General features: G+C 67.8%; 16 protein-coding genes and 2 pseudogenes. 9 read left to right on the forward strand and 9 right to left on the reverse strand.

The window, feature by feature from the left end; all coding sequences use genetic code 11:
* Window positions 1-26: 26 nt before the first annotated feature.
* Genes F1642_RS09340 through F1642_RS09350 form a run of 3 tightly spaced genes read right to left on the reverse strand, consistent with a single transcriptional unit; the run spans window position 27 to window position 2,577 of the window.
* A complete protein-coding gene (locus F1642_RS09340) occupies window positions 27-1,082 on the reverse strand; it encodes a histone deacetylase family protein (protein ID WP_232303341.1) in 1,056 nt (351 codons plus the stop codon).
* Window positions 1,083-1,090: 8 nt separating this feature from the next.
* Window positions 1,091-1,633 (reverse strand): DUF924 family protein, encoded by a 543-nt coding sequence (locus tag F1642_RS09345; RefSeq protein WP_194886081.1) that lies wholly within the window; start codon window positions 1,631-1,633, stop codon window positions 1,091-1,093.
* A gap of 11 nt (window positions 1,634-1,644) precedes the next feature.
* Entirely contained in the window at window positions 1,645-2,577 is a 933-nt protein-coding gene (locus tag F1642_RS09350) for a pirin family protein (RefSeq protein WP_046000648.1), read from the reverse strand.
* A 153-nt stretch (window positions 2,578-2,730) separates the two neighbouring features.
* On the opposite strand from F1642_RS09350, the gene F1642_RS09355 reads away from it, so the two are divergent.
* Window positions 2,731-4,227 (forward strand): VOC family protein, encoded by a 1,497-nt coding sequence (locus F1642_RS09355; RefSeq protein WP_194886082.1) that lies wholly within the window; start codon window positions 2,731-2,733, stop codon window positions 4,225-4,227.
* A gap of 67 nt (window positions 4,228-4,294) precedes the next feature.
* Here F1642_RS09355 and F1642_RS09360 read toward each other — a convergent pair whose 3' ends face one another.
* From F1642_RS09360 to F1642_RS09370, 3 genes and pseudogenes are all read right to left on the reverse strand, one after another.
* The gene (locus F1642_RS09360; protein WP_194886083.1) at window positions 4,295-5,050 is read right to left on the reverse strand and encodes a VOC family protein; all 756 of its coding nucleotides are present in this window, start codon (window positions 5,048-5,050) and stop codon (window positions 4,295-4,297) included.
* Window positions 5,047-5,600 (reverse strand): annotated as a pseudogene (locus F1642_RS09365) (NADPH-dependent FMN reductase). The gene F1642_RS09360 and the pseudogene F1642_RS09365 overlap by 4 nt, the downstream one beginning before the upstream one ends.
* Window positions 5,601-5,617: 17 nt before the next feature.
* Entirely contained in the window at window positions 5,618-6,550 is a 933-nt protein-coding gene (locus F1642_RS09370; RefSeq protein ID WP_045981567.1) for a ring-cleaving dioxygenase, read from the reverse strand.
* A 120-nt stretch (window positions 6,551-6,670) separates the two neighbouring features.
* Between F1642_RS09370 and F1642_RS09375 the strand changes: the two genes are divergently transcribed.
* Window positions 6,671-7,645: a LysR family transcriptional regulator gene (locus tag F1642_RS09375; RefSeq protein ID WP_194886084.1), complete on the forward strand. Its 975-nt coding sequence runs from the start codon at window positions 6,671-6,673 to the stop codon at window positions 7,643-7,645.
* On the forward strand, window positions 7,642-7,830 hold the full coding sequence (locus tag F1642_RS09380; protein ID WP_046000653.1) for a hypothetical protein: 189 nt from the start codon (window positions 7,642-7,644) through the stop codon (window positions 7,828-7,830). The genes F1642_RS09375 and F1642_RS09380 overlap by 4 nt, the downstream gene beginning before the upstream one ends.
* Window positions 7,831-7,849: 19 nt before the next feature.
* Here F1642_RS09380 and F1642_RS09385 read toward each other — a convergent pair whose 3' ends face one another.
* Window positions 7,850-9,454, reverse strand: coding sequence for an alpha-glucosidase (locus F1642_RS09385; protein ID WP_194886085.1), 1,605 nt, complete (start codon window positions 9,452-9,454; stop codon window positions 7,850-7,852).
* Window positions 9,455-9,571: 117 nt separating this feature from the next.
* On the opposite strand from F1642_RS09385, the gene glgB reads away from it, so the two are divergent.
* The 6 genes and pseudogenes from glgB (at window position 9,572) to F1642_RS09415 (ending at window position 20,825) form a co-directional block, all read left to right on the forward strand.
* Window positions 9,572-11,755, forward strand: coding sequence for a 1,4-alpha-glucan branching protein GlgB (gene glgB, locus F1642_RS09390; RefSeq protein WP_194886086.1), 2,184 nt, complete (start codon window positions 9,572-9,574; stop codon window positions 11,753-11,755).
* A gap of 22 nt (window positions 11,756-11,777) precedes the next feature.
* Entirely contained in the window at window positions 11,778-13,037 is a 1,260-nt protein-coding gene (gene glgC, locus F1642_RS09395; protein ID WP_045981564.1) for a glucose-1-phosphate adenylyltransferase, read from the forward strand.
* The gene (gene glgA / locus F1642_RS09400; RefSeq protein ID WP_194886087.1) at window positions 13,034-14,461 is read left to right on the forward strand and encodes a glycogen synthase GlgA; all 1,428 of its coding nucleotides are present in this window, start codon (window positions 13,034-13,036) and stop codon (window positions 14,459-14,461) included. The genes glgC and glgA overlap by 4 nt, the downstream gene beginning before the upstream one ends.
* Entirely contained in the window at window positions 14,458-16,542 is a 2,085-nt protein-coding gene (gene glgX / locus F1642_RS09405; protein WP_194886088.1) for a glycogen debranching protein GlgX, read from the forward strand. Before glgA ends, glgX begins: the two co-directional genes overlap by 4 nt.
* Window positions 16,539-18,413 carry an amylosucrase gene (locus F1642_RS09410; RefSeq protein ID WP_194886089.1) on the forward strand — a complete coding sequence of 625 codons (1,875 nt, stop codon included), beginning with the start codon at window positions 16,539-16,541 and terminating at the stop codon, window positions 18,411-18,413. The genes glgX and F1642_RS09410 overlap by 4 nt, the downstream gene beginning before the upstream one ends.
* Window positions 18,391-20,825 (forward strand): annotated as a pseudogene (locus F1642_RS09415) (glycogen/starch/alpha-glucan phosphorylase). The gene F1642_RS09410 and the pseudogene F1642_RS09415 overlap by 23 nt, the downstream one beginning before the upstream one ends.
* 36 nt (window positions 20,826-20,861) lie before the next feature.
* On the opposite strand, the gene F1642_RS09420 reads toward F1642_RS09415, so the two are convergent.
* Together F1642_RS09420 and F1642_RS09425 are read right to left on the reverse strand one after the other, a co-directional pair.
* Window positions 20,862-22,217, reverse strand: coding sequence for an NCS1 family transporter (locus F1642_RS09420; protein ID WP_045981559.1), 1,356 nt, complete (start codon window positions 22,215-22,217; stop codon window positions 20,862-20,864).
* The gene (locus tag F1642_RS09425; RefSeq protein WP_194886090.1) at window positions 22,214-22,948 is read right to left on the reverse strand and encodes an aspartate/glutamate racemase family protein; all 735 of its coding nucleotides are present in this window, start codon (window positions 22,946-22,948) and stop codon (window positions 22,214-22,216) included. The genes F1642_RS09420 and F1642_RS09425 overlap by 4 nt, the downstream gene beginning before the upstream one ends.
* Window positions 22,949-22,978: the final 30 nt, after the last annotated feature.

Consider the following 22,978-nt stretch of genomic DNA (forward strand, 5'->3'; position numbering starts at 1 on the left):
CCCGTTCCCGGACCGCTATAGAACGCTCAGGCGGTGCCGATCCAGCCCTGCAGAAAGCTGGCAAGGTTGTGCGTCAGATCCTCGGACAGATAACCGCCCTCCTGGACGATGACGGTGGGCAGGCCCGCGGCGCGGATGCGGGCGGCGGCGCGGGCGAAACCCGGGGTGGTGACACGCAGCCCGCGAAACGGGTCGTTCTCGTGCGCGTCCAGCCCCAGGGCCAGGACCAGGGCGCCCGGCGCGAAACCCGCGATGCGGTCCAGCGCGCGGTCGATGGCGTCCAGCCAGACGGAATCGTCCGATCCCAAGGGCAGCGGCAGGTTCAGGTTTGTGCCGGCCGGCCCCACCTCATGCGCATGGCCCAGATAGAAGGGATAGAACGCGTCCGGATCGGCATGAACCGACACGGTCAGCACGTCGGCACGGTCAAAAAAGATCTGCTGCGTGCCGTTGCCGTGATGGACATCGATGTCCAGGATGGCGACCCGGTCATGCGCCGCACGCAGGGCCTGCGCGGCGATGGCGGAATTGTTCAGGAAACAGTGCCCCGCCGCGGTGTCTGCATCGGCATGGTGCCCCGGCGGACGGCACAGCGCATAGGCCGCGCCCGCCCCGTCCAGCACCGCGCGGCTGGCCGCCAGCGCGGCGTCCACCCCACGCAGCGCCGCCGCGTAGGTGTGCGGCCCAAGCGGACAGCCGGTATCAGCCATGTGCCAGCCCGCCCGCCCGGTGATCCCGGACGGATAGGTCTGGTCGGCCTTCTGCGGATGCAGGTTGGCCACGACCTCGGCCCCCGCGCCGGGGGCCGTCTGCCATTCGTCCCATGCGGTTTCCAGAAAGTGCAGATAGCGCGCCGTGTGAACCGCGTGCATCGGGGCGCGGTCGGCCACCGGCGGATCGGTCGCGGTCAATCCCGCGGCGGCGATGCCCGCCAGCAGGCGTTCGGCGCGTTCGGCGGTTTCCTTGTTCGCCATCGGCACCCCGCGCAGCATCCAGAACCGGGGATCGTGGGCGGCGGTGTCGGGTGCGTAAAAGCAGGGCAGGCTGTCCATGCGGCGCAGGCTAGGACGCCCGCGCCGCATCGGCAAGATCAGAAGCCGCTATGCGTCTTCAGGAACTCCGCCTCCTCGGGGGTGCTGTCGCGGCCCAGGATCGCGTTGCGATGCGGAAAGCGGCCGAAGCGTTTGACGATGTCGCGATGCTCGCGCGCGAAATGCAGCGAATTGTCGTTGCCCAGCTCTTCGTACAGCGCCACCGACCGGGTCTGGTCGGCCAGATCCTCGCTGTGCATGAACGGCAGATAGAAGAACTGCCGCCGGTCGGGGGCCTGACCCACGTCATGGCCCATGTCCAGCGCGGTCCGCGCGTGGCGCAGCGCCAGGTCGTTCGATTCGAAGCTGCGCGGCCCGCCGCGATAGATGTTGCGCGGGAACTGGTCCAGCACGATCACCAGCGCCAGCGCGCTGTCGGGCGCGTCCATCCAGTCGTCCAGCCGCCCGGCATGCGCGGCCTCGTAGGTGTCGCTGAAACGGGCGGCGATGTCGCGGTCGATGTCGTCCGACTTGGCGAACCAATAGGGGCGCATCTGGTCCGAAAACCAGAACTCCAGCACCTCGTGGGGGGTCTTGGGCATGTGTCTCTCCGTCACGGCAAGGGGATGTGTTCGTCGCGGTCGCCCGGCGGCAGGTCGAACCGTCCTTGCCCCCAACGCGCCTCGCGCCATTCCTGTTTCGCGGCCTCGATCCGTTCGCGCGACGACGCGACGAAGTTCCACCAGATGTGGCGCGGCCCGTTCAGCGTGGCACCGCCAAGCGCCATCAGCCGTGCGCCCCGGTCGCCCGCCGCCACCGTGATCGCGTCGCCGGGGCGGAACACCATCATCTGGCCGGCCTGGAACTCCTGCCCGGCGATGCTGACGCTGCCCTCGGTGATGTAGATCCCCCGATCCTCGTGATCGACGGGCAGGGGAAAGCGGGCGCGGGCGGCAAGCGTCACATCCAGATAAAACGTGTCGGAATGCATCGTCGCGGGGGCTGTCTCGCCATAGGCGCGGCCCAGGATCAGCCGCGCCTCGATCCCCTGGTCGCGGATCTCGGGCAGGGCGTCCGCCGCGTGATGTTCGAAGCTGGGGGCGATGTCCTCATGCGTTTCCGGCAGGGCGATCCAGGTCTGGATGCCCAGCAGGCTGCTGGGCCCGGCGCGCACGGCGTCGGGGCTGCGTTCGGAATGGGTCACGCCGCGCCCCGCCACCATCCAGTTCAGCGCGCCCGGCGTGATGATCTGGTCGGCGCCGGTGCTGTCTTGATGCTGAAAGCTGCCGCGATACAGATAGGTGACCGTGCCCAGCCCGATATGGGGGTGCGGGCGCACGTCGATGCCCTGGTCGGTCAGGAATTCCGCCGGGCCCATCTGGTCGAAGAAGATGAACGGCCCGACCATCTGGCGTTTGGGGGCGGGCAGGGCGCGGCGCACCTCGAACCCGCCCAGGTCGCGGGCGCGGGGGATGATCAGCGTCTCGATGGCATCGGCGCCGACGGCGTCGGGGCATCCGGGGGTCAGGGCGGGGTTCCAGCTCATGGCGTTCTCTCCTGTGCTGTTCCCAAGGGTGGGGGTTTGCGGGCCATCGGGCAAGCGTGCAGGCGTTCGGCCTGTGCGAACGCCGGGTTGTGCACGACCCCCGTGGCGCCGAACGACCGCCACGGGCATGTTGGATCCTGAAAGGAGGTCGCCATGACGGGACTTCATCACGTGACGGCCATCACGCGCGACGTGCAGGCCAATGTCGATTTCTGGATGGGCTTTCTGGGCCTGTCGCTGGTCAAGCAGACCGCGGGGTTCGAGGATGCCGAACAGCTGCATCTGTTCTATGGCGATGCCACGGGCGCGCCCGGGTCGCTGGTCAGCTTTCTGGTCTGGCAGGACGGCGCGCCCGGTCGCGTGGGACACGGACAGGTGGCCGAGATCGCCTTGGCCATCCCCCGCGCGCGGATCGGCGACTGGCTGACCCGCGCCATGCAGCGCGGCCTGCGCGTCGAGGGGCCGGTCCGCGAATTCGGCGCGCCGGTCCTGCGCCTGCGCGACCCGGACGGGATCATCGTCAAGCTGGTGGGCGGGGACAGCCCCGATACCGGCTGGCCCGCGGCCCCCGCCCGCCTGCAGGGCGTGACCCTGTGGTCGCAGGACGCCCCAGCCACGGCGGCGTTCCTGGCGCGCTTCGGCTATGCCCCCCAGGGCATCGAAGGGGGCGTGACGCGCCTGGCATCGGACCGCGACGCGATCGACATCCGCGATGCGGCGGGGTTCGTACCGGGCATTCCGGGAACCGGGGTGATCGACCATGTCGCCCTGCGCGTGCCCGATGTCGCGGCGATCGACGCGCACCGGGCCGCGCTGACGGATGTGACGGTCCATGACCGGCTGTACTTCATCTCTCTCTATGTCCGCGATCCTGCGGGCATCCTGATCGAACTGGCGACCGACGGTCCCGGCATGGCCGTGGACGAGGACGACCTTGGCCGGACCCTGAAGGTCCCGCCGCACATGACCGACGACACCGACCTGCGGCTGCGCCTGCCGCAATTCGCCCGCCCGGGCGAGGAAAGGACCCCCATGCGCGATCTGCCCTTCATCCACCGCATCCACACCCCCGACGATGCAGACGGGTCGGTGATCCTGCTGCTGCACGGCACCGGCGGATCGGAATCCGACCTGATGCCGCTGGCGCATCGCATCGCGCCGCGCGCCACCCTGCTGGGCCTGCGCGGCCGGTCGACCGAGGAGGGCGTCGCCCGGTTCTTCCGGCGCCTGTCCATGGCCAGCTTTGACCAGGACGACATCCGGTCCGAAGCCGCGGCCTTTGCCGGCTTCTGGGAGGGTGCGATGGCGGCCTATGGCCTCGACCCCGCGCGGCTCACGGTGCTGGGCTATTCGAACGGCGCAAACTTTGCGGGGGCGATGATGGCGCTGCATCCGGGGCTGATCGCGCGGGCGATCCTGATCCGGCCGATGCTGGTGCTGGACCCGGTGCCACGGGCCGACCTGTCGGGGGTCCGGGTTCTGACGTTGCAGGGGGCGCGTGACCCCTATGGGCATTACGCCCCGGCGCTGAACGACTGGCTGGCCGCAAGCGGGGCCGATCTGGACGCCCGCACGATCGCGGCGGGACACGAGATCGCCCCCGAGGACCTGGCCACGGCCAGCGCCTGGATGGCCAGCCCCGGGGCATGAAAAAGCCCCGCCTCCGGTCTTGGCCGGAGGCGGGGCGCACTGGTCAGACTGTGTACGGCGCTATAACTCAGACAAATTCGAACCGGTTCCCGAACGGGTCCGCCACGGCGGCGGATTTTTCCGGAAATCCGGTCAAGGCGACGTGATCCAGCCCGGTCCGGCTGTCGGGGCGGGGACCGGCGCCCCGGCTGTTCCAGACATTCGCGGCCAGATGGTGGTGATAGCCGTTCCAGCCGTACCACCCCCCGCCCGGCGCATCATGGGTGCGCGTCAGGCCAAGCGTGCCCTGCATGAAGTCATCGGCCGCGTCCATCGCCCCGACCTGCAGGTGGACATGGCCGATTTGGGTCCCGGCGGGCGCGTCCTGCCAGGGCCCGTCCGCTGCGGCCGCAAGATCGTTCAGGTCCAGCCGTTCGGTGACCATCCGCACGCGGTCGCCGTCGCGGGTCCAGTCCGAGGCAGGCCGGTCGCGATAGATCTCGATCCCGTTGCCTTCGGGGTCGTCCAGATACAGCGCCTCGCTGACATCGTGATCCGATGCGCCGGTCAGCCGCACGCCCGTATCGGCGGCGTGGCGCAGCCAGCGGCCCAGGGCCGCGCGGTCGGGCAGCAGGAAGGCGGTGTGGAACAGGCCCGCGTCACGCGGATCGCGCGGGATGGCGGCGGGATCGCCCGACAGGCGCATCAGCACCTGCCCGCCCGCGCCCAGATCGCGCTCTGCCCCGTCCCCGCCCATCGGCTCCAGCCCAAGCGCGGTCTGATAGAACCGCGCCATGCCGGGCAGGTCGCGCACGGTCAGCGCGACATGGGCGATGCCGGTCATGACCGGCCGCCGCCGATCGAGCCGGCAAAACCCGCCACGAATTCGGCCAGCCTTTCGCGGTCTTGTCGTCCGTCAGGTTGCCCTGGTCGTCGAACAGATCGCCCGCGCGCGACACCATCAGCCGTCCTTCCCACCAAGGGCGGGTGGCCAGCATCCGCAGCACCGGCAGCCAGTGCGACTGCGCATGCGCGGTTCCGAAATTGCCCGGAGAGGCGCCGATGACGGCCACGGGCTTGCCCTTGAAGACGGCCATGCCCTGGCCGCGCGACATCCAGTCGATGACGTTCTTCAGCACGCCCGGCACGCCGTTGTTGTATTCCGGGCTGACCAGCAGCAGCCCGTCCGCGGCCGCCAGCTGGTCGGTCAGGGTCGTGACCGCGGCGGGAATGCCCGACGCGGCCTCCAGGTCGCCGTCATAGAGCGGCACCTGCGCGATGTCGCCGATGGTGATCGTCACACCCTCGGGGGCGGCATCCGCCGCCGCCCGAAGCAGGCCGGAATTCAGCGATGCCCGACGCAGGCTGCCGGAAAGTCCCAGGATCGTGGTCATCGCGTCTCTCCTTGCGTTCAGGCCAGGGGTTTCAGCCCGGCCTCGATCTGCTGGCGCTTGCCCTCCAGGAAGGGGGGCAGGGACAGGCCCTCGCCCATCGTCTCGAAGGGTTCGTCCACGTCGAAGCCCGGCCCGTCGGTCGCCAGTTCGAACAGATTGCCGCCGGGTTCGCGGAAATACAACGACCGGAAATAGAACCGCTCGACCTCGCCGCTGCTGGGCACGCGGAACCGGGCCACGCGGTCGGTCCAGGCGGTCAGGGCAGCGGTATCGGGCACGCGGAAGGCCACGTGATGCACCCCGCCCGCGCCCTGGCGCGCCTGCGGCAGGCCGGGCTGGACCGCGACATGCAGTTCGGCCGCGGCACCACCCTCGCCCATCTCGAAGACATGGACCTGGCCCTGGCCATCGGGGCTGGCATAGTCGCGCACCAGGCGCATGTTCATGACCTGGGTCAGCACGGCTTGGGTCGGGGCCAGTTCGGGAACCGAGATGGTGATCGGCCCCAGCCCGTGGATCTGGTGTTCGGCGGGCACGTCGCTGCGATCCCAGGGCTGGCCCGCCGGGGTGGGGGCGGCGATCAGGCGCAGGCGCTGACCCTCGGGGTCCTCGACATCCAGGGTCGGGCGGCCGTCCAGCGTGGTGATCTTGCCGGCCAGGCCCGACAGGCGGTCGGCCCAGTAGTCCAGGCTGTCCGCGCCCACGCGCAGCCCCGTCCGGGTGATCGCGTTCGTGCCGCGGCGTTCGGGCGCGGCGGGCCAGTCGAAGAAGGTGATGTCGGTGCCGGGGCTGCCCGCCCCGTCCGCGAAGAACAGGTGATAGGCCGAGGTGTCGTCCTGGTTCACGGTCTTCTTGACCCGGCGCAGGCCAAGGGTCTGGGTATAGAACTGGTTGTTGCCCCGCGCATTGGCGGTGATCGCCGTCAGGTGATGGATTCCGGTCAGCTGCATGGCAGGCTCCTTTCCTTGCTTGAAGGGAATATGGCGCAGGCGGGGCGTTCGCGGCACCCATGCGCGCGGCAACGCCGCGTTCGGTTCTTGCGAACGACCGGCGACGTGCTAGGGTTCGCCATGACCTGGACGATCACGGATATCCGAACCTTTCTGTCGGTGCTGGATGCGGGCAGCATCTCGGGTGCCGCGGCGCGGTCGGACCTGTCGAAATCCGTGGTCAGCAAGCGGATCACCGATTTCGAGGCCGCGTTGGGCGTCGCGCTGTTCACCCGGCATGCCGGGCGCATCGCGCCCACCGACAGCGCGCTGTCCCTGGCCGAACGGTTGCGCCCGGCGCTGGCCGAACTGGTCGCCGCCACCGAAAGCGCCGCCGCGCCCGAGGCCGCGCTGCGCGGGCGGCTGGCCATCGCGGCGCCGATGAGTTTCGGCATCCGCCACCTGGGCCCGGTGATCGCGGGTTTCGCGCGCGCCCATCCGGGGCTGGAGATCGTGCTGGATTACGATGACCGGCACATGGACCTGGGGCGGGCGGGGTTCGATCTGGGGCTGCGCATCGGGCATCTGAAGGACAGCAGCCTGATGGCGCGCCGCCTGTGCGAGGACCCGCGCGCCCTGGTGGCCAGCCCCGATTACCTGGCGCAGCACGGCGCGGTCGGGGCGCCCGGCGATCTGGCGGGGCACGAGGTCATCGGATACCTGAACGCACGGCTGGCCGAGATCTGGCCCTTTGGCGACCAGGTCGCGCCGCCCCGGCAGAGCCGGGTGTCGGCCAACAACGGCGAGGCGATGCGCGATCTGGCCATCGGCGGGTTGGGCCTGGCGCTGCTGCCGCTGTTCATCGTCCATGACGCGCTGCGCGACGGGCGGCTGGTGCAGGTGCTGCCGGACCTGGCGCAGGACCCGCTGCCGATCAGCGTAGTCTGGCCGCCGATCCGGCCGCTGCCCCGCAAGACGCGGGCCTTTGTCGATCACATCGCGGCGGCCTTTGCCGAGGACCCGCCATGGCAGCGCGGGCTGGTGCGTCCCGCGACGGCCGGGGGGCCAGCCCCCCGGACCCCCCGCCCCCCCAAGCCCCTGGAAGGTGTTCCATGAAGCTGGTCGATCCCGATGCGCCGTTCTTTCGCCCGCTGTGGGTGCGGGTGATCTGCGTGATCCTGCCGCTGATCTGGGCGGGGGTGGAGCTGTGGTCGGGCAGCCCTGCCTGGGCCATGCTGTTCGGGGCCGCGGGGATCTATCTGGGGCTGGCCCTGTTCGTGTGGCGGCGGCCGGAGCCCTGAGGCCCCGGCCACCCGTATCTTAGGCGGTCAGCACCGGTGCACCCGTCAGCCAGGCGAAGCCGTTCGCCGGCAGGTGCAGCGTGCCGCCCTCCAGTGTGGCGTTGACCGGGCCGCTGAGGTCAGTATCGCCCGCGACCGCCACCGACAGGGGCGTGCGCGACAGGTTGAACACCGCCGTCAGCGCCTGCCCGTCATGGTCGCGGCGGAAGGCCAGGATCGGTTCGGGCATGTCCAGGAAGGCGGTCTTGCCGAAGCGCAGCGCATCGGACGCCTTGCGAAAGGCGATCGTGCCGCGATAGGCGGCCAGCACGCTGTCGTTGCCGTTCTGCTGATGCGCCACAGCGCGGACCGCCTGGTCGTCCTTGACCGGCAGCCAGGGCGCCGCGTCCGAGAACCCCGCATGCGGTTCGCTCTGATCCCAGACCATCGGCGTGCGGCAGCCGTCGCGGCCCTTGACCTCGGGCCAGAAGCGCAGGGCGGGGGGGTCGGTCAGCTCCTCATAGACCAGGGTCGTCTCGGTCTGGCCCAGCTCCTCTCCCTGATAGAGGCAGATCGTGCCGGGAAAGGACAGCAGCATCGCCGCCGCCTGCCGTGCCAGCGCCTCGGGGGATTGCGCATGGTCGGCCCAACGGGACACGTGCCGGATCACGTCGTGGTTCGAGAAGGACCAGCAGGAATGGCTGTCGGGGGCATGATCGTGCACGCCCTCGATCGTGTGCCGGAAATGGCGCGCGGTGAAGTCGGGGCTGAGCATCTCGAAACTGTAGCACATGTGCAGGCGGTCATCGCCCTGAGTGTAATCGCCCATGATGTCGATGGCGGTCTGGCCGCCGTCGCCGACCTCTCCGACCATCATGCGGGCGTCGTATTCGTCGGTCAGCGCGCGCATGCGTTCCAGGAAGGCGATGTTCTCAGGCTGGTTCTTGGAATAGACGTGACGCTGAAAGCCGTAGGTCTCGGGGCCCTTGTGGTCGGGATTGGGCGGGTTGTCGCGCAGCTTGGCGTCGTGGAAGTAGTAGTTGACCGTGTCCAGCCGGAACCCGTCGACGCCGCGATCCAGCCAGAATCGCATCGTGTCCAGCAGGGCGTCCTGGACCGCGGGGTTCCACATGTTCAGGTCGGGCTGCTCGATCAGGAAGTTGTGCAGGTAGTACTGGCGCCGGCGCGGCTCCCATTCCCATGCCGGCCCGCCGAAGACGGAGGGCCAGTTCGTGGGGGGTGTGCCGTCGGGCTTGGGGTCGGCCCAGACATACCAGTCGGCCTTGGGGTTGGTGCGGTCGCGGCGGCTCTCCTCGAACCAGGGATGCTTGTCGCTGGAATGGCTGATGACCTGGTCGATGATGACCTTCAGGCCCAGGGCGTGCGCGCGGGCGACCATGGCGTCGAAATCGGCCATGCTGCCGAACAGCGGGTCGACACCGGTATAGTCGGACACGTCATAGCCCATGTCCTTCTGCGGCGAGGTGAAGAAGGGCGACAGCCAGATCGCATCCACACCAAGGCCCGCCACATGGTCCAGCCGGCGCGTGATGCCCGGCAGGTCGCCGATGCCGTCGCCGTCACTGTCCTGAAAACTGCGGGGATAGATCTGATAGATCACCGCGTCGCGCCACCATTCCGCCATCATCGATACCTTTCCGGAAAATCCTGTCGTCGCGGATGACTATAGCGGGATGAAAAAGGAGGTGTTAGCGTTAACCAGACGATTGCCCGAATCTGTGATCGGGCTAAGGTGGGCCGCATGGACAAAAGCAAGAATCCTCCGCATGTTAGCCCCGAAGATCAGGCCCTGCTGGCCCAGGGGCGATGTTCGCAACCGTTTTCAATTCTGGGACCGCGCCCGTTCGGCGACGGTCAGTGGCTGACCGTCTATCACCCCGACCTGGCCGCGTTGTCGGCCGTGGGGCCCGATGGAGAGGTGGATCTGCCGCGCGTGGCGGGCGATCTGTTCGCCGGCCCGATCCCGGCCGGTCCCTATCGGCTGAAGGCCCGGTCGGGCGGCGGCGTCGAATGGACCTTCGACGACCCCTATCGGTTCGCGCCCGTGCTGGGCGAGATGGACCTGCACCTGCTGGCCGAAGGCACGCACAAGCGGCTGTGGCAGGTGCTGGGCGCGCATGTGACCACCCATCAGGGCGTCGCAGGGACCCGCTTTGCGGTCTGGGCGCCCAATGCGGGGCGGGTGTCGGTCGTGGGCCAGTTCAACGGGTGGGACGGCCGGCGCCATCCGATGCGCCGCGTGGGCCAGGGGTTCTGGGAGATCTTCCTGCCTGACCTGGGCGAGGGCACCCTCTACAAGTACGAGGTTCTGGACGCCCATGGCGGGGTCATGCTGAAGGCCGACCCGGTGGGTTTCGGCAGCCAGCATCCGCCAGAAAAGGCCAGCGTGGTGCGCGACATCACCGGCTATGGCTGGAAGGACGCCGAATGGATGGCGCGGCGCGCGCGGGCGCAGGATCGCCGCGCGCCCATCAGCATCTATGAGGTCCATCCGGGCAGCTGGCGCCGCAAGTATGACGATGGCGGGCGGCCGCTCTCCTATCAGGAGATGGCGCGGGATCTGGTGGCCTATGCCAAGGACATGGGCTTCACCCATCTGGAGCTGATGCCGGTCAGCGAATTTCCCTTTGACGGGTCATGGGGCTATCAGCCGGTGGGCCTTTATGCGCCGACGATCCGGTTCGGCCCGCCGCATGAGTTCCGCGACCTGGTCGATGCGGCGCACCAGGCGGGGCTGGGGGTGCTGCTGGACTGGGTGCCGGGGCATTTCCCGACCGACGCGCATGGCCTGGCCCGCTTCGACGGGACCGAGCTTTACGAACATGCCGACACGCGCGAGGGGTTCCACCAGGACTGGAACACGCTGATCTACAACTATGGCCGGACCGAGGTGCAGAACTTCCTGACCGCCAATGCGGTCTACTGGCTGGACGAATACCATATCGACGGGCTGCGCGTGGATGCGGTGGCGTCGATGCTGTACCGCGACTATTCCCGCAAGGCCGGCGAATGGGTTCCGAACAAGGATGGCGGGCGCGAGAACTACGAGGCGATCGCCTTCCTTCAGAACATGAACATCGAGGCTTACGGCGAACAGCCCGGCATCATGACCGTGGCCGAGGAGAGCACGTCATTCCCCAAGGTGTCGGCCCCGGTCGATGCGGGGGGGCTGGGCTTTGGCTTCAAGTGGAACATGGGCTGGATGAACGACACCCTGCGCTACATGAGCCGCGATCCGGTCCACCGCCGCTATCACCACGACCTGATGAGCTTTGGGCTGATGTACGCCTTCAGCGAGAACTTCATCCTGCCGATCAGCCATGACGAGGTCGTCCACGGCAAGGGCAGCCTGCTGCACAAGATGCCCGGCGACGAATGGCAGCAGTTCGCCAACCTGCGCGCCTATTACGGCTTCATGTGGGGGCATCCGGGGAAAAAGCTGCTGTTCATGGGCTGCGAGTTCGGCCAGCCCGAGGAGTGGAACCACAACGGAGAGCTGAACTGGCATGCCGCCGGGCAGCCGATGCACCAGGGCGTGCAGGCGCTGGTGCGCGACCTGAACGCGCTCTATCGCGACACCCCCGCCCTGCACGTCAAGGATGCCGAGCCAGAGGGGTTCCAGTGGATCGCGACCGATCCCGCGCAGTCGACCTATTCCTGGATCCGGCGTGGCGATGCGGGCGATCCGCCGGTGGTGGTGGTCTGCAACTTCACCCCCGTGCCGCGCCCCGGTTTCCGCATCGGCGTGCCGCAGGCGGGGCGCTGGCGCGAGGCGTTGAACACCGATGCCACCGCCTATGGCGGCAGCGGCATGGGCAATCTGGGCGGCGTCGTGGCGGACGGGGAACCGCAGGACGGTCAGCCGGCTTCGATGGCTGTGACCCTGCCGCCCTTGTCCGTGGTGATCTTCGTGGCGGCAGGCTGAAATCATAAGGGAGGAGAAGACCATGGTGGAAACGCAACGGCTGACGCGCCGGGCGATGGCATTCGTGCTGGCGGGGGGCCGGGGCAGTCGCCTGAAGGAGCTGACCGACCGGCGCGTCAAGCCCGCCGTCTATTTCGGCGGCAAGACCCGCATCATCGACTTTGCCCTGTCGAACGCGATGAATTCCGGCATCCGCAAGATCGCCATCGCCACGCAGTACAAGGCCCACAGCCTGATCCGGCATTGCCAGCGCGGCTGGAACTTCTTTCGGGCCGAACGCAACGAGTTCCTGGACATCCTGCCCGCCAGCCAGCGCACGTCCGAGGATCACTGGTACCGCGGCACGGCCGATGCGGTGACCCAGAACATCGACATCGTGGACGATTACGACGTCGATTACATCGTCATCCTGGCGGGCGACCACATCTACAAGATGGACTACGAGATCATGCTGCGCGAGCATGTCGAAAGCGGCGCGGACGTCACCGTGGGCTGCCTGACCGTGCCCCGGATGGAGGCCACGGCCTTTGGCGTGATGGACGTGGACGCCACGGGCCGGATCGTGTCCTTCCTGGAGAAGCCCGCCGATCCGCCCGCCATGCCGGGCGAGCCGGACAAGGCGCTGGCGTCGATGGGCATCTATGTCTTCAACTGGGCCTTCCTGCGCGACCTGCTGCTGCGCGATGCGCAGGACCCCAATTCCAGCCACGATTTCGGCACCGACCTGATCCCCGACATCGTCAAGAACGGCAAGGCGATGGCGCATCGGTTCGACACGTCCTGCGTGCGCGAGGCGCATGCGCCGGCCTATTGGAAGGACGTGGGCACGGTCGACGCCTTCTGGCAGGCCAACATCGCGCTGACCGACTTTACCCCGGACCTGAACCTGTGGGACCGCGACTGGCCGATCTGGACCTATTCCGAAAGCGTGCCGCCCGCCAAGTTCATCCATGACGAAACCGACCGCCGCGGCCTTGCCGTGTCGTCGATGGTGTCCGGGGGCTGCATCATCTCGGGGACCGAGGTGCGCAATTCGCTGCTGTTCACCGAGGTGCACACGAACAGCTATGCGGTCCTGGATCACGCGGTGGTGCTGCCCTACGTGACGGTGAACCGCCATGCCCGGCTGCGCAACGTCGTGATCGACAGCCGCGTGGTCATCCCCGAGGGCTTGATCGTCGGAGAGGACCCCGATGCCGATGCCCGCTGGTTCCGCGTCAGCGAGGGCGGCGTGACCCTGATCACCCAGGACATGCTGGACCGGCGGGCGGCATCCCTGTGATGCGGGTGCTGTCGGTCGCCTCCGAGATCGCCCCCCTGGTCAAGACCGGGGGGCTTGCCGACGTCGCGGGCGCGCTGCCCGCCGCCCTGGCGGGCGTGGGCGTCCACATGCGCAGCCTGGTCCCCGGCTATCCGGCGGTGATGGCCGCGCTGCAGGAAGCCGAGGCCGTCCATGCCTTCGACGACCTGTTCGGCGGGCCCGCGGTCCTGCTGCAGGGGCGGGGCGCGGGGCTGGACCTGCTGGTGATCGACGCACCCCATCTGTATGGCCGTCCCGGCAACCCCTATCTGGGCCCCGACGGGCGCGACTGGCCGGATAACCCGGAACGCTTTGCCGCGCTGTCCTGGGTGGGCGCGCATGTCGCGGCCCATGGCGCGGCCGGATGGGGCCCCCAGGTGCTGCACGGTCACGACTGGCAGGCGGGTTTCATGACCGAATACCTGCCGCGCATGGGCGGGGCCGATGTGCGGACGGTGCTGACCATCCACAACATCGCCTTTACCGGGTCGACCGATCCGGGGCGGCTGCATTCGCTGCGCCTGGACCCCGCGCGGTTCTACAGCGAGGGGTACGAATTCTGGGGCGGCATCTCGGCGCTGAAGGCCGGGCTGATGGGCGCGGACGCGCTGACCACCGTGTCGCCCAGCTATGCGGACGAATTGATGACGCCCGAATTCGGCATGGGGCTGGACGGGGTCATGCGCCACCGGCAGGCCGCCCTGACCGGCATCCTGAACGGCATCGACGAACAGGCCTGGGACCCGGCGACCGACCCGGCCATCGTTCCTTTCGCCAACCCGGCGGGCAAGGCCGCCGCCAAGGCCGCGTTGCAGGCGGAGCTGGGCCTGCCGCAGGCGGAGGGGCCGCTTTGCGTGATCGTGTCGCGGATGACCCATCAGAAAGGACTGGACCTGGTGCTGGAGACGCTGCCCGCGCTGATGGCGGCGGGCGGTCAGCTGGCGGTCCTGGGGTCGGGCGATCCGGGCCTGGAACAGGCGTTCCGGCAGGCGGCGGCGGACCCCAACGTGGCCGTGCGCATCGGCTATGACGAGGCGTTCTCTCATCGGCTGATCGCCGGGGGGGACGCGATCCTGGTGCCGTCGCGGTTCGAACCCTGCGGGCTGACGCAGATGTACGGACTGCGCTATGGCACCATCCCGGTCGTCGCGCTGACCGGCGGGCTGGCAGACACGGTCATCAACGCCTCGCCCGCGGGGCTGGCGCGCGGCGTCGCCACGGGCATCCAGTTCGCGCCCGTCACGGCGGTGGCGCTGCGCGGGGCGCTGATGCGGTTGGCGACCCTTTACGCGGACCGGGATACCTGGTCCCGGATGCAGGCCAACGCCATGGCCCATCCCGTCGGGTGGGGGCAGTCGGCCCGTGCCTATGCCGATCTTTATGCAAGGCTGACCCGTCCGTCATGACCCAGACCATCGCGATGACCGCAGGGCGCCCCACGCCCCTGGGTGCGACCTTCGACGGCGCGGGGGTGAACTTTGCGGTGTTCTCTCAGCATGCCGAACGCGCCGTGCTGTGCCTGTTCGACGAACGCAACCGAGAGACGCGGGTCGATCTGCCAGAACGCGAGGGCCATGTCTGGCACGGCCATGTCGAGGGGCTGCGCCCCGGCCAGAAATACGGCTTTCGGATGCACGGCCCCTATCGCCCCCACGAAGGGCATCGCTTCAACGCGCGCAAGCTGTTGATCGACCCCTATGCCAAGCGGCTGACGGGACGGCCCGCCGCACATGACGCGCTGATGGGATACCGGGTCGGGCATCACGATGCCGACCTGTCATTCGACCGCCGCGACAGCGCGCAGCACATGCCGAAGTCGGTGGTCGTGGACCCCAGCTTCGCCTGGGGCGACGACCGTGCCCTGCACCGGCCCCTGTCCGAAACGGTGATCTATGAGGCGCATGTCAAGGGACTGACCGCGGGGCGCACCGATATCGGGCATCGCGGCAGCTATCTGGCGATGGCGTCCGAACCCGTGCTGGATCACCTGACGCGGCTTGGCGTCACCGCGATCGAGCTGCTGCCCGTCCATGCCTTTGCCGACGACCGCTTTCTGACCGACAGGAAGCTGACGAATTTCTGGGGCTACATGTCCTATGGGTTCTTCGCGCCGGAACCGCGCTACATGCTGACGGGCGACATCGCCGAATTCCAGCAGATGGTCGCACGGTTCCACAAGGCCGGGATCGAGGTGATCCTGGACGTGGTCTACAACCACACGGCCGAAGGCAACGAACTGGGCCCGACCCTGTCGTTCCGCGGGCTGGACAACGCGTCCTATTACCGCTTGGCCGAGGATCGGCGGTTCTATGTGAACGAGGCGGGCACCGGCAACGTGCTGAACCTGGACAGCCCCTTCACGCTGCGGCTGGTCATGGATTCGCTGCGATACTGGGTCGAGGTGATGCATGTGGACGGGTTCCGCTTCGACCTGGCATCCGTGCTGGGGCGCACGCGCGGCGTGTTCGACCGCGACGCGCCGCTGTTTCGCGCCATCCGCCAGGACCCGGTCCTGAACCGCGTCAAGCTGATCGCAGAACCTTGGGACATCGGGCCGGGCGGATACCAGCTGGGCGCCTATCCGGCGCCCTTCGCGGAATGGAACGACCGCTATCGCGATCAGATCCGCGGGTTCTGGCGGGGCGATCCGGGCCTGATCGGCAAGCTGGCCAAGCGGGTCGCGGGATCGGCCGCGCGGTTCGACCATGACGGTCGCCCCGCGACCAGTTCGGTGAATTTCGTGGCCGCCCATGACGGCTTCACGCTGATGGACACGGTCAGCTTCAACGACAAGCACAACGAGGCCAACGGCGAGGAGAACCGCGACGGCCACAACCACAACCTGTCCGACAACATGGGCGTCGAAGGCCCGACCGACGATCCCGCGATCACCGCCGCGCGCGACCGCCGCCGCCGCAACCTGATCGCCACGCTGATGCTGTCCCAAGGCACGCCCATGCTGCTGGCCGGCGACGAGCTGGGAAACAGCCAGGGCGGCAACAACAACGCCTATGCCCAGGACAACCCGACGGGCTGGGTCGATTGGGACGGCGCGGACCCGGCCTTCCTTGACTTCGTGCGCCGCGTCATCGCGTTCCGGCGCGCGCATCCGATCCTGCGGCAGAAGCGTTTCCTGCACAGCCAGCCGCGCGAACAGGACGGTCTACCCGACCTGTTCTGGCGCCGGGCCGACGGCGCGCCGATGACGCCCGACGACTGGAACGACCCCGACCGCCGCCTGCTGGCGGCAGAGATGCGCATGGCATCCGGCACGCCCGCCTATGCGGCCCTGCCGGGAGCGGTCTTCCTGGTCTTCAACAACGGCCCCGAGGCGCAGGTCCGCCTGCCCGACGCGCCCGAGGGCCGCTGGCGCCGCCGCCTGGACAGCGCGCGGGACGACGACACCGACCTGCCCGCCCATGACCTTGAACCCATCGCCGCCGACAGCGTCGCGGCCTTCGTGCTGACCACCCCGAGCGTATCATGACCCAAGCCCCCTCGATCTTCGACATGCGCCTCGCGCGCAGCGCGCCCGACCTGTGGCCCATGCTGGAACGCCTGTACGGCGATCGCCCCGATTACGACGCCTTCTGCGCCGAGCTGGAGGCCGCGCTGCGCGAGGGCTGGGCCGCGCGTCCCGCCGACCTGAAGCGCCTGGACCTGATGCGCGACCTGGAGCCCGACTGGTTCCAGCGGTCTGGCATGGCGGGCTATGTCTTCTACATCGACCGCTTTGCGGGGACGCTGTCCGGGGTGCATGGCCGGCTGGATTACCTGCGCGATCTGGGCATCAGCTATGTCCACCTGATGCCCTGCCTGATGCCGCGGCCGGGCGACAGCGATGGCGGCTATTCGGTGATGGACTATCGCCAGATCGACCCGGCCTTCGGGCGCATGGCCGACCTGACGCGACTGGCGAGCAGCCTGCGCGAACGGTGCATGTCGCTGTGTGTGGATCTGGTGCTGAACCACACCGCGCAGGAACACGAATGGGCGCGGCGCGCGGCGGCGGGCGATCCGGAATACCAGGACATGTACCTGATGTTCGACGACGACACGCTGCCCCGCGCCTATGAGGCGTCGCTGATCGAGATATTTCCCGAGACCGCGCCGGGCAGCTTCACCCATCACCCCGAATTCGGCAAATGGGTCTGGACCACGTTCAACGCCCATCAATGGGACCTGAACTGGGCCAATCCGCGGGTGTTCCTGGAGATTGTGCGGATCATGCTGAACCTGGCCAACAAGGGCGTCGACGTGCTGCGCCTGGACGCGGTAGCCTTCATGTGGAAGCGCATGGGCACCACCTGCCAGTCCCAGCCCGAAGTCCACCTGATCCTGCGCGCTTTGCGCGCCTGTACCCGGATCGCGGCCAGCGCGGTGATCCATCTGGAGGAGGCCATCGTCGGCCCGGCCGAGATGCTGACCTATTTCGGGCGCGGCGAACATGACGGGCGCGAGGGGAACCTGTGCTATCACAACAGCCTGATGGTCCAGTACTGGTCGGCCTTGGCCACGCGCGACACGCGGCTGATGACGCATGTGCTGCGCACGCATTTTCCGCCCGTGCTGACGAACGCGACCTATGCAACATACATCCGCTGTCATGACGACATCGGATGGGCGATCACGGATGAGGATGCGGGCGCCCTGGGCCTGTCGGGGGCGGCGCATCGCGCCTTCCTGTCGGATTTCTATGACGGCAGCTATCCGGGCAGCTTCGCCCGCGGCGTGCTGTTCCAGGAGAACCCCGAGACCGGCGACAAGCGCATTGCCGGCAGCTTTGCCGCACTGGCTGGGCTGGAGGCCGGTCTGGCCGCGGGCGATCCGCTGGTGGTCGACCGGGCCGTGGACCGGATCCTGCTGGGCCATGCGCTGATCGCGTCCTTTGGCGGCATCCCCCTGATCTACATGGGGGACGAACTGGCGATGGTGAACGACCACGGCTATCTGGACGTGCCCGAGCATGCGCATGACAGCCGCTGGATCAACCGCCCCGCCATGGACTGGGACCGCGCCGCCCGCGCAAGCGCCGACCCCGCCACGCCCGAGGGCCGCGTCCTGCACGGCACCCGCGCCATCCTGGCCGCGCGCCGGTCCTGCGACCGCCTGCATGGCGGGCATCTGACCGAAATTCTGGACTGCGGCAACGCCGCGCTGCTGGCATTCGCACGCCGCGCGCCCCAGGGCGGCATTCTGTGTCTTTTCAACTTCACGGAAAGCTGGCAACAGGTCAGCGGCGACTGGTTGCGCTTTCAAGGCGTGACGGACATGCGCGACATTCTGTCGGACGCGACGGTGACGCTGCATGACGACATGCTGGCATTGCCACCCTATGGCCGCGTCTGGTTGTCCTGATTTTTCCCTGCGCAAGAGGCGGAATGTGACCCAATCCCTGTCGGCACAGGATCTGCGCGATCAGATCCTGCATCACCTGACCCACACCCAGGGCCGCGGCCCGGAATTCGCAACCGTTTTCGATTGGCGCCTTGCCGTCAGCTATACGGTGCGCGACCTGATGGTCGGCCCCTGGGTCGGCGCCATCCGTGCCGCCCGCGACCAGGGCGCCAAGCGGGTCTATTACCTGTCGATGGAATTCCTGATCGGCCGCATCCTGGGCGATGCGATCATCAACCTGAACCTGGAGCCCGCCATGGGCGAGGCGCTGACCCTGCTGGGTCTGGACGAGCAGGTGATCCTGGACGACGAACCCGACGCGGCCCTGGGCAACGGCGGGTTGGGGCGTCTGGCGGCGTGTTTCATGGAATCGCTGTCGTCGCTGTCCTGCCCGGCCTTCGGCTATGGCATCCGCTATGAGCACGGCCTGTTCCGCCAGCGCTTCGAGGGCGGCCAGCAGGTCGAGACCCCCGAGGATTGGCTGAACCAGCCGCATCCGTGGGAATTCGTGCGCATCAACTACAGCTACGAGATCGGGTTCAAGGGCCATGTCGACACGGTCGACGGCCATGCCGTCTGGCATCCGGGCGAAAGCGTCGTGGCGCGTGCCTATGACACGCCGGTCATCGGCTGGGGCGGGGACTGGGCCAACACGCTGCGGCTGTGGGGGGCGCATCCGACGACGCTGCTGGACCTCAAGCGCTTCAACGCGGGCGATCACACGGCCGCGGCCGAACCCGAGGCGCTGGCCCGCACGCTGTCGCGCGTTCTTTATCCGACGACACCACGGAGTCAGGCAAGGAACTGCGCCTGAAGCAGGAATATTTCCTGACATCTGCCGCGTTGCAGGACATCCTGGCGCGGTTCCTGGCCGAACATGGCGACCTGGAGATCCTGCCAGACAAGGTCGCGATCCAGCTGAACGACACCCACCCCGCCATCGCCGGGCCCGAACTGATCCGCCTGCTGATGGACGTGCACGGCCTGGCCTTCGACCGCGCGCAGGACCTGGCGCGGCGGACGCTGAACTATACCAACCACACCCTGCTGCCCGAGGCGTTGGAGCGGTGGTCCACCTGGCTGATGGGTCGCGTGCTTCCCCGGCACATGCAGATCATCCAGATGATCGACGAGGATCACCGCAAGACCACCAACCGCCCCGCCCATATCGGCATCGTGCATGGCGACCAGGTCCACATGGGAGAGCTGGCCTTCATCATGGCGGGCCGCGTGAACGGCGTGTCCGCGCTGCACACCGATCTGGTCAAGGACACGGTCTTTGCCGACCTGCACAAGCTGCATCCCGACCGGATCGTGAACCAGACCAACGGCGTGACGCCGCGCCGCTGGCTGCGCATGTCGAACCCGGCGCTGACGCGGCTTCTGGACGACACCATCGGCACCGGCTGGACCAAGGACCTGGACCAGCTGGCGGGACTTGAGACCCATGCCGGCGACGCGACCTTCCTGGAACATCTGCGGGGCGCAAAGCGCGCCAACAAGGTTGCCCTGTCCGACGGGTTGCTGGCAGGGCTGGGCGTCAAGGCCGACCCGGACGCGATCTTCGACGTCCAGATCAAGCGCATCCACGAATACAAGCGCCAGCTGCTGAACGTGCTGGAGGCGATCGCCCTGTGGAAGCGCATCCATGACAGCCCGAACGGTGACTGGACGCCCCGAGTCAAGATCTTCGGCGGCAAGGCGGCGCCGGGATACTGGCTGGCGAAGTCGGTGATCCACCTGATCAACGACGTGGCCGCCAAGATCAACAACGACCCGGTCACGGCAAAATACCTGCAGATCGCCTATCCCCCGAACTACAATGTCTCGATGGCCGAAGACCTGATCCCCGCCGCCGATCTGTCCGAACAGATCAGCACCGCGGGCAAGGAGGCGTCCGGCACCGGCAACATGAAGTTCACCATGAACGGCGCGCTGACCATCGGCACGCTGGACGGCGCCAATGTCGAGATCCGCGAGCATGTGGGCCCCGAGAACTTCTTCCTGTTCGGCCTGACCGCCGAGGAGGCCGCGGCGGAAAAGGCCCGCCCCGGCCATGCCCGCGCCGCGATCGAAGCGTCCGAGGACATGAAGATCGCCCTGCAGCTGATCGCCGAAGGTCAGTTCGGCCGGGCCGACAGCTATTACACGCTGCTGGACCGGACCTGGAACGACGACCCGTTCCTTGTGGCGTCCGATTTCGACAGCTATTTCGCGACGCAGCGGGCGGTGGACCGGGCCTATGCCGACCATGCGGCCTGGGACCGGATGGCGGCCCTGAACATCGCGCGGTCGGGGTTCTTCTCGTCCGACCGGACGATCCGGGGATACATGCGCGACATCTGGCACGCGGTGCCGGTCGTGCCCGCATGATGCGAAAGGCCCCCGTCACCGGGGGCCTTTTTCCTGTCAGGCGCGGAAGCGCTGTGCCGATGGCAGGTACTGCATCAGCAGCCAATAGGTGACCCCCGCCGGGATCAGGCTGGCATACCAGCTGATGCCCGAAAAGATCAGCGCGACGATCACGCCCACCACGGTCGCGATGACCGCCGCCGGGTTCCAGCCGCGATAGGGGCCGTCGGCATCGTAATGGTGGTCAAGGTTCAGGGTCTGGCGGCGGATCACGTAATAGTCGACCACCAGGATCGCGAAGATCGGCCCCAGGAAGGCGCTGTAGGTCTGGATGAACAGGCCCAGCCCCGCCGCGGATTCGTCGCGCACTAGCAGCCAGGGGAAGGTCGCGAAGGCCAGAAGGCCCACGATGACGGCGGCCGATTTGAACGACAGCTTGAACACGTCCATCATCGCATAGGCGGGCGGCACCACGTTGTTCAGGATGTTGGTCGTCACCTGCGCAAAGGCGATGAACAACAGCGTCACCACCAGCAGGATCGGGTTGTCCACCGCGCTGGAGAAGACCTTGATCGGGTCGACCTCTCCCGTGGCCGAGGACACCATCAGGCCGATCATCCCCATGAACAGCGTCGCGGGCAGGATCGAGTTGGCATAGATCACCACCTGCCGCACCGATCCCACGCGGTGCTGCAATTCGCGCGAATAGTCCGACACGTTCAGCATCATCGTGGAATAGACGCCCAGGAACAGCATCGTGGCCCCCCAGAACGGCGCGCCCCAGGTGCCTTCGGCCTGGATCAGGTTGGTGCTGATCTGGTCGCCGTACTGCCCGATCACGCTGAAGAACATGTAGATCAGCGCGCCGATGATGAACACGGCGCCGATGTTCTCCAGCCACTTGATGCCGTGGAAACCCAGCACCGACAGGGCGATCTGCAGGAACTGGAAGCCTATGAAGAACACCCAGATGTTGGAGTAGCCGAACATCGTTTCGGAGACCAGGTTCAGGGCGCCGGCGCCGATCCAGCTTTGAAAGCCGTACCAGACGATCGCCGGGACCGATCGCACCAGCGCGGGCAGCCGCGTCCCGGCAAAGCCGAAGGACGACCGGGCCTGCACCATGAAGGGGATGCCGTACTTGTGGCCCGCGCGCCCGTTGATCATCAGCGCAAGGCCGATGACCGTGCAGCCGATGGCGATGGCCACGACGGTCTGGATCAGGTTCAGCGTGCCCACCAGCCCCGATCCGACGGTGAAGGTGCCGATGCTGACGCAGCCGCCCAGCCAGGCGAACAGGTAGGACCAGGGGTCCATGATGCGGGTGGTCTGCGGGGCAAGGCTCTCCTCGCCCGGTCTTTTGTCGTCCAGGGCATGTGGGGCGTGATCGGCGATCGTTCCGGTATGGGTCATGGGGATACTCCCTGTATGGAGATGGCGGATTTCTTATTTTTGGATCGGGTGCGCATAGGCCCCGATCTTGAGGTCAGCAGCCCGGCGCCGACCAGCGCCTCGGCGAACTTGGTGGCGACGGTCACGCCGTCGATGACGGGAATCCCCGTCTCGTGGCTCAGCCATTCGGTCAGGTCGGACATGCCGGCGCATCCCAGAACGACGGCTTCGCAGCGGTCCTCCTCGATGGCGCGCAGGATTTCGGCACGAACCAGCTGCCGTGCATTCGATCCGGGCTCTTCCAGGGCCAGCACCGGAATTTCCGCCGACCGGACGCGACGGCACTGGTGGTCAAGGCCGTACTTGCGCACCAATTCCTCGATCACCGGGACGGAGCGGGGCAGGGTGGTGACGATGGAGAACGACGTGGCGATCATGCTGGCGGCCTTGATGCCCGCCTCGCAGATGCCCAGCACGGGGCCGGTCGCGACCTCGCGGCAGGCGCCGATGGCGGGATCGTCGAAACAGGCGACCACGATGGCGTCGGCGCCCTCGGCCTGGGCCTGCTGCACCTCGCGCAGCAGGTGGGCGGCGGACATCACCTCGTCGAAATGGCCCTCGATGCTGGCGGGGGCGCCATGGGCGGTACGGCCCTCGACATCAGTGCCGGGGGCGGCCACCGCGCGGGCCGATGCCAGGATCTTGTCGGTCATCGATGCGGTGGAGTTGGGGTTGATCACGACCAGCTTCATTGGCGTCTCCGTGTTCCTGAGTCGCCCTAT

This window comes from Paracoccus sp. NBH48 (genome assembly GCF_015390265.1).
Taxonomy (GTDB): domain Bacteria; phylum Pseudomonadota; class Alphaproteobacteria; order Rhodobacterales; family Rhodobacteraceae; genus Paracoccus; species Paracoccus marcusii.

Coding starts and splice junctions, on each gene's coding strand:
- F1642_RS09355 (WP_194886082.1), top strand. CDS start 2,731: ATGACGGGACTTCATCACGTGACGGCCATCACGCGCGACGTGCAGGCC.
- F1642_RS09350 (WP_046000648.1), bottom strand. CDS start 2,577: ATGAGCTGGAACCCCGCCCTGACCCCCGGATGCCCCGACGCCGTCGGC.
- glgC (WP_045981564.1), top strand. CDS start 11,778: ATGGTGGAAACGCAACGGCTGACGCGCCGGGCGATGGCATTCGTGCTG.
- F1642_RS09340 (WP_232303341.1), bottom strand. CDS start 1,082: ATGCGGCGCGGGCGTCCTAGCCTGCGCCGCATGGACAGCCTGCCCTGC.
- F1642_RS09375 (WP_194886084.1), top strand. CDS start 6,671: ATGACCTGGACGATCACGGATATCCGAACCTTTCTGTCGGTGCTGGAT.
- F1642_RS09420 (WP_045981559.1), bottom strand. CDS start 22,217: ATGACCCATACCGGAACGATCGCCGATCACGCCCCACATGCCCTGGAC.
- F1642_RS09370 (WP_045981567.1), bottom strand. CDS start 6,550: ATGCAGCTGACCGGAATCCATCACCTGACGGCGATCACCGCCAATGCG.
- F1642_RS09345 (WP_194886081.1), bottom strand. CDS start 1,633: ATGCCCAAGACCCCCCACGAGGTGCTGGAGTTCTGGTTTTCGGACCAG.
- glgB (WP_194886086.1), top strand. CDS start 9,572: ATGGACAAAAGCAAGAATCCTCCGCATGTTAGCCCCGAAGATCAGGCC.
- F1642_RS09410 (WP_194886089.1), top strand. CDS start 16,539: ATGACCCAAGCCCCCTCGATCTTCGACATGCGCCTCGCGCGCAGCGCG.
- F1642_RS09425 (WP_194886090.1), bottom strand. CDS start 22,948: ATGAAGCTGGTCGTGATCAACCCCAACTCCACCGCATCGATGACCGAC.
- F1642_RS09385 (WP_194886085.1), bottom strand. CDS start 9,454: ATGGCGGAATGGTGGCGCGACGCGGTGATCTATCAGATCTATCCCCGC.
- F1642_RS09360 (WP_194886083.1), bottom strand. CDS start 5,050: ATGACCGGCATCGCCCATGTCGCGCTGACCGTGCGCGACCTGCCCGGC.
- F1642_RS09380 (WP_046000653.1), top strand. CDS start 7,642: ATGAAGCTGGTCGATCCCGATGCGCCGTTCTTTCGCCCGCTGTGGGTG.
- glgX (WP_194886088.1), top strand. CDS start 14,458: ATGACCCAGACCATCGCGATGACCGCAGGGCGCCCCACGCCCCTGGGT.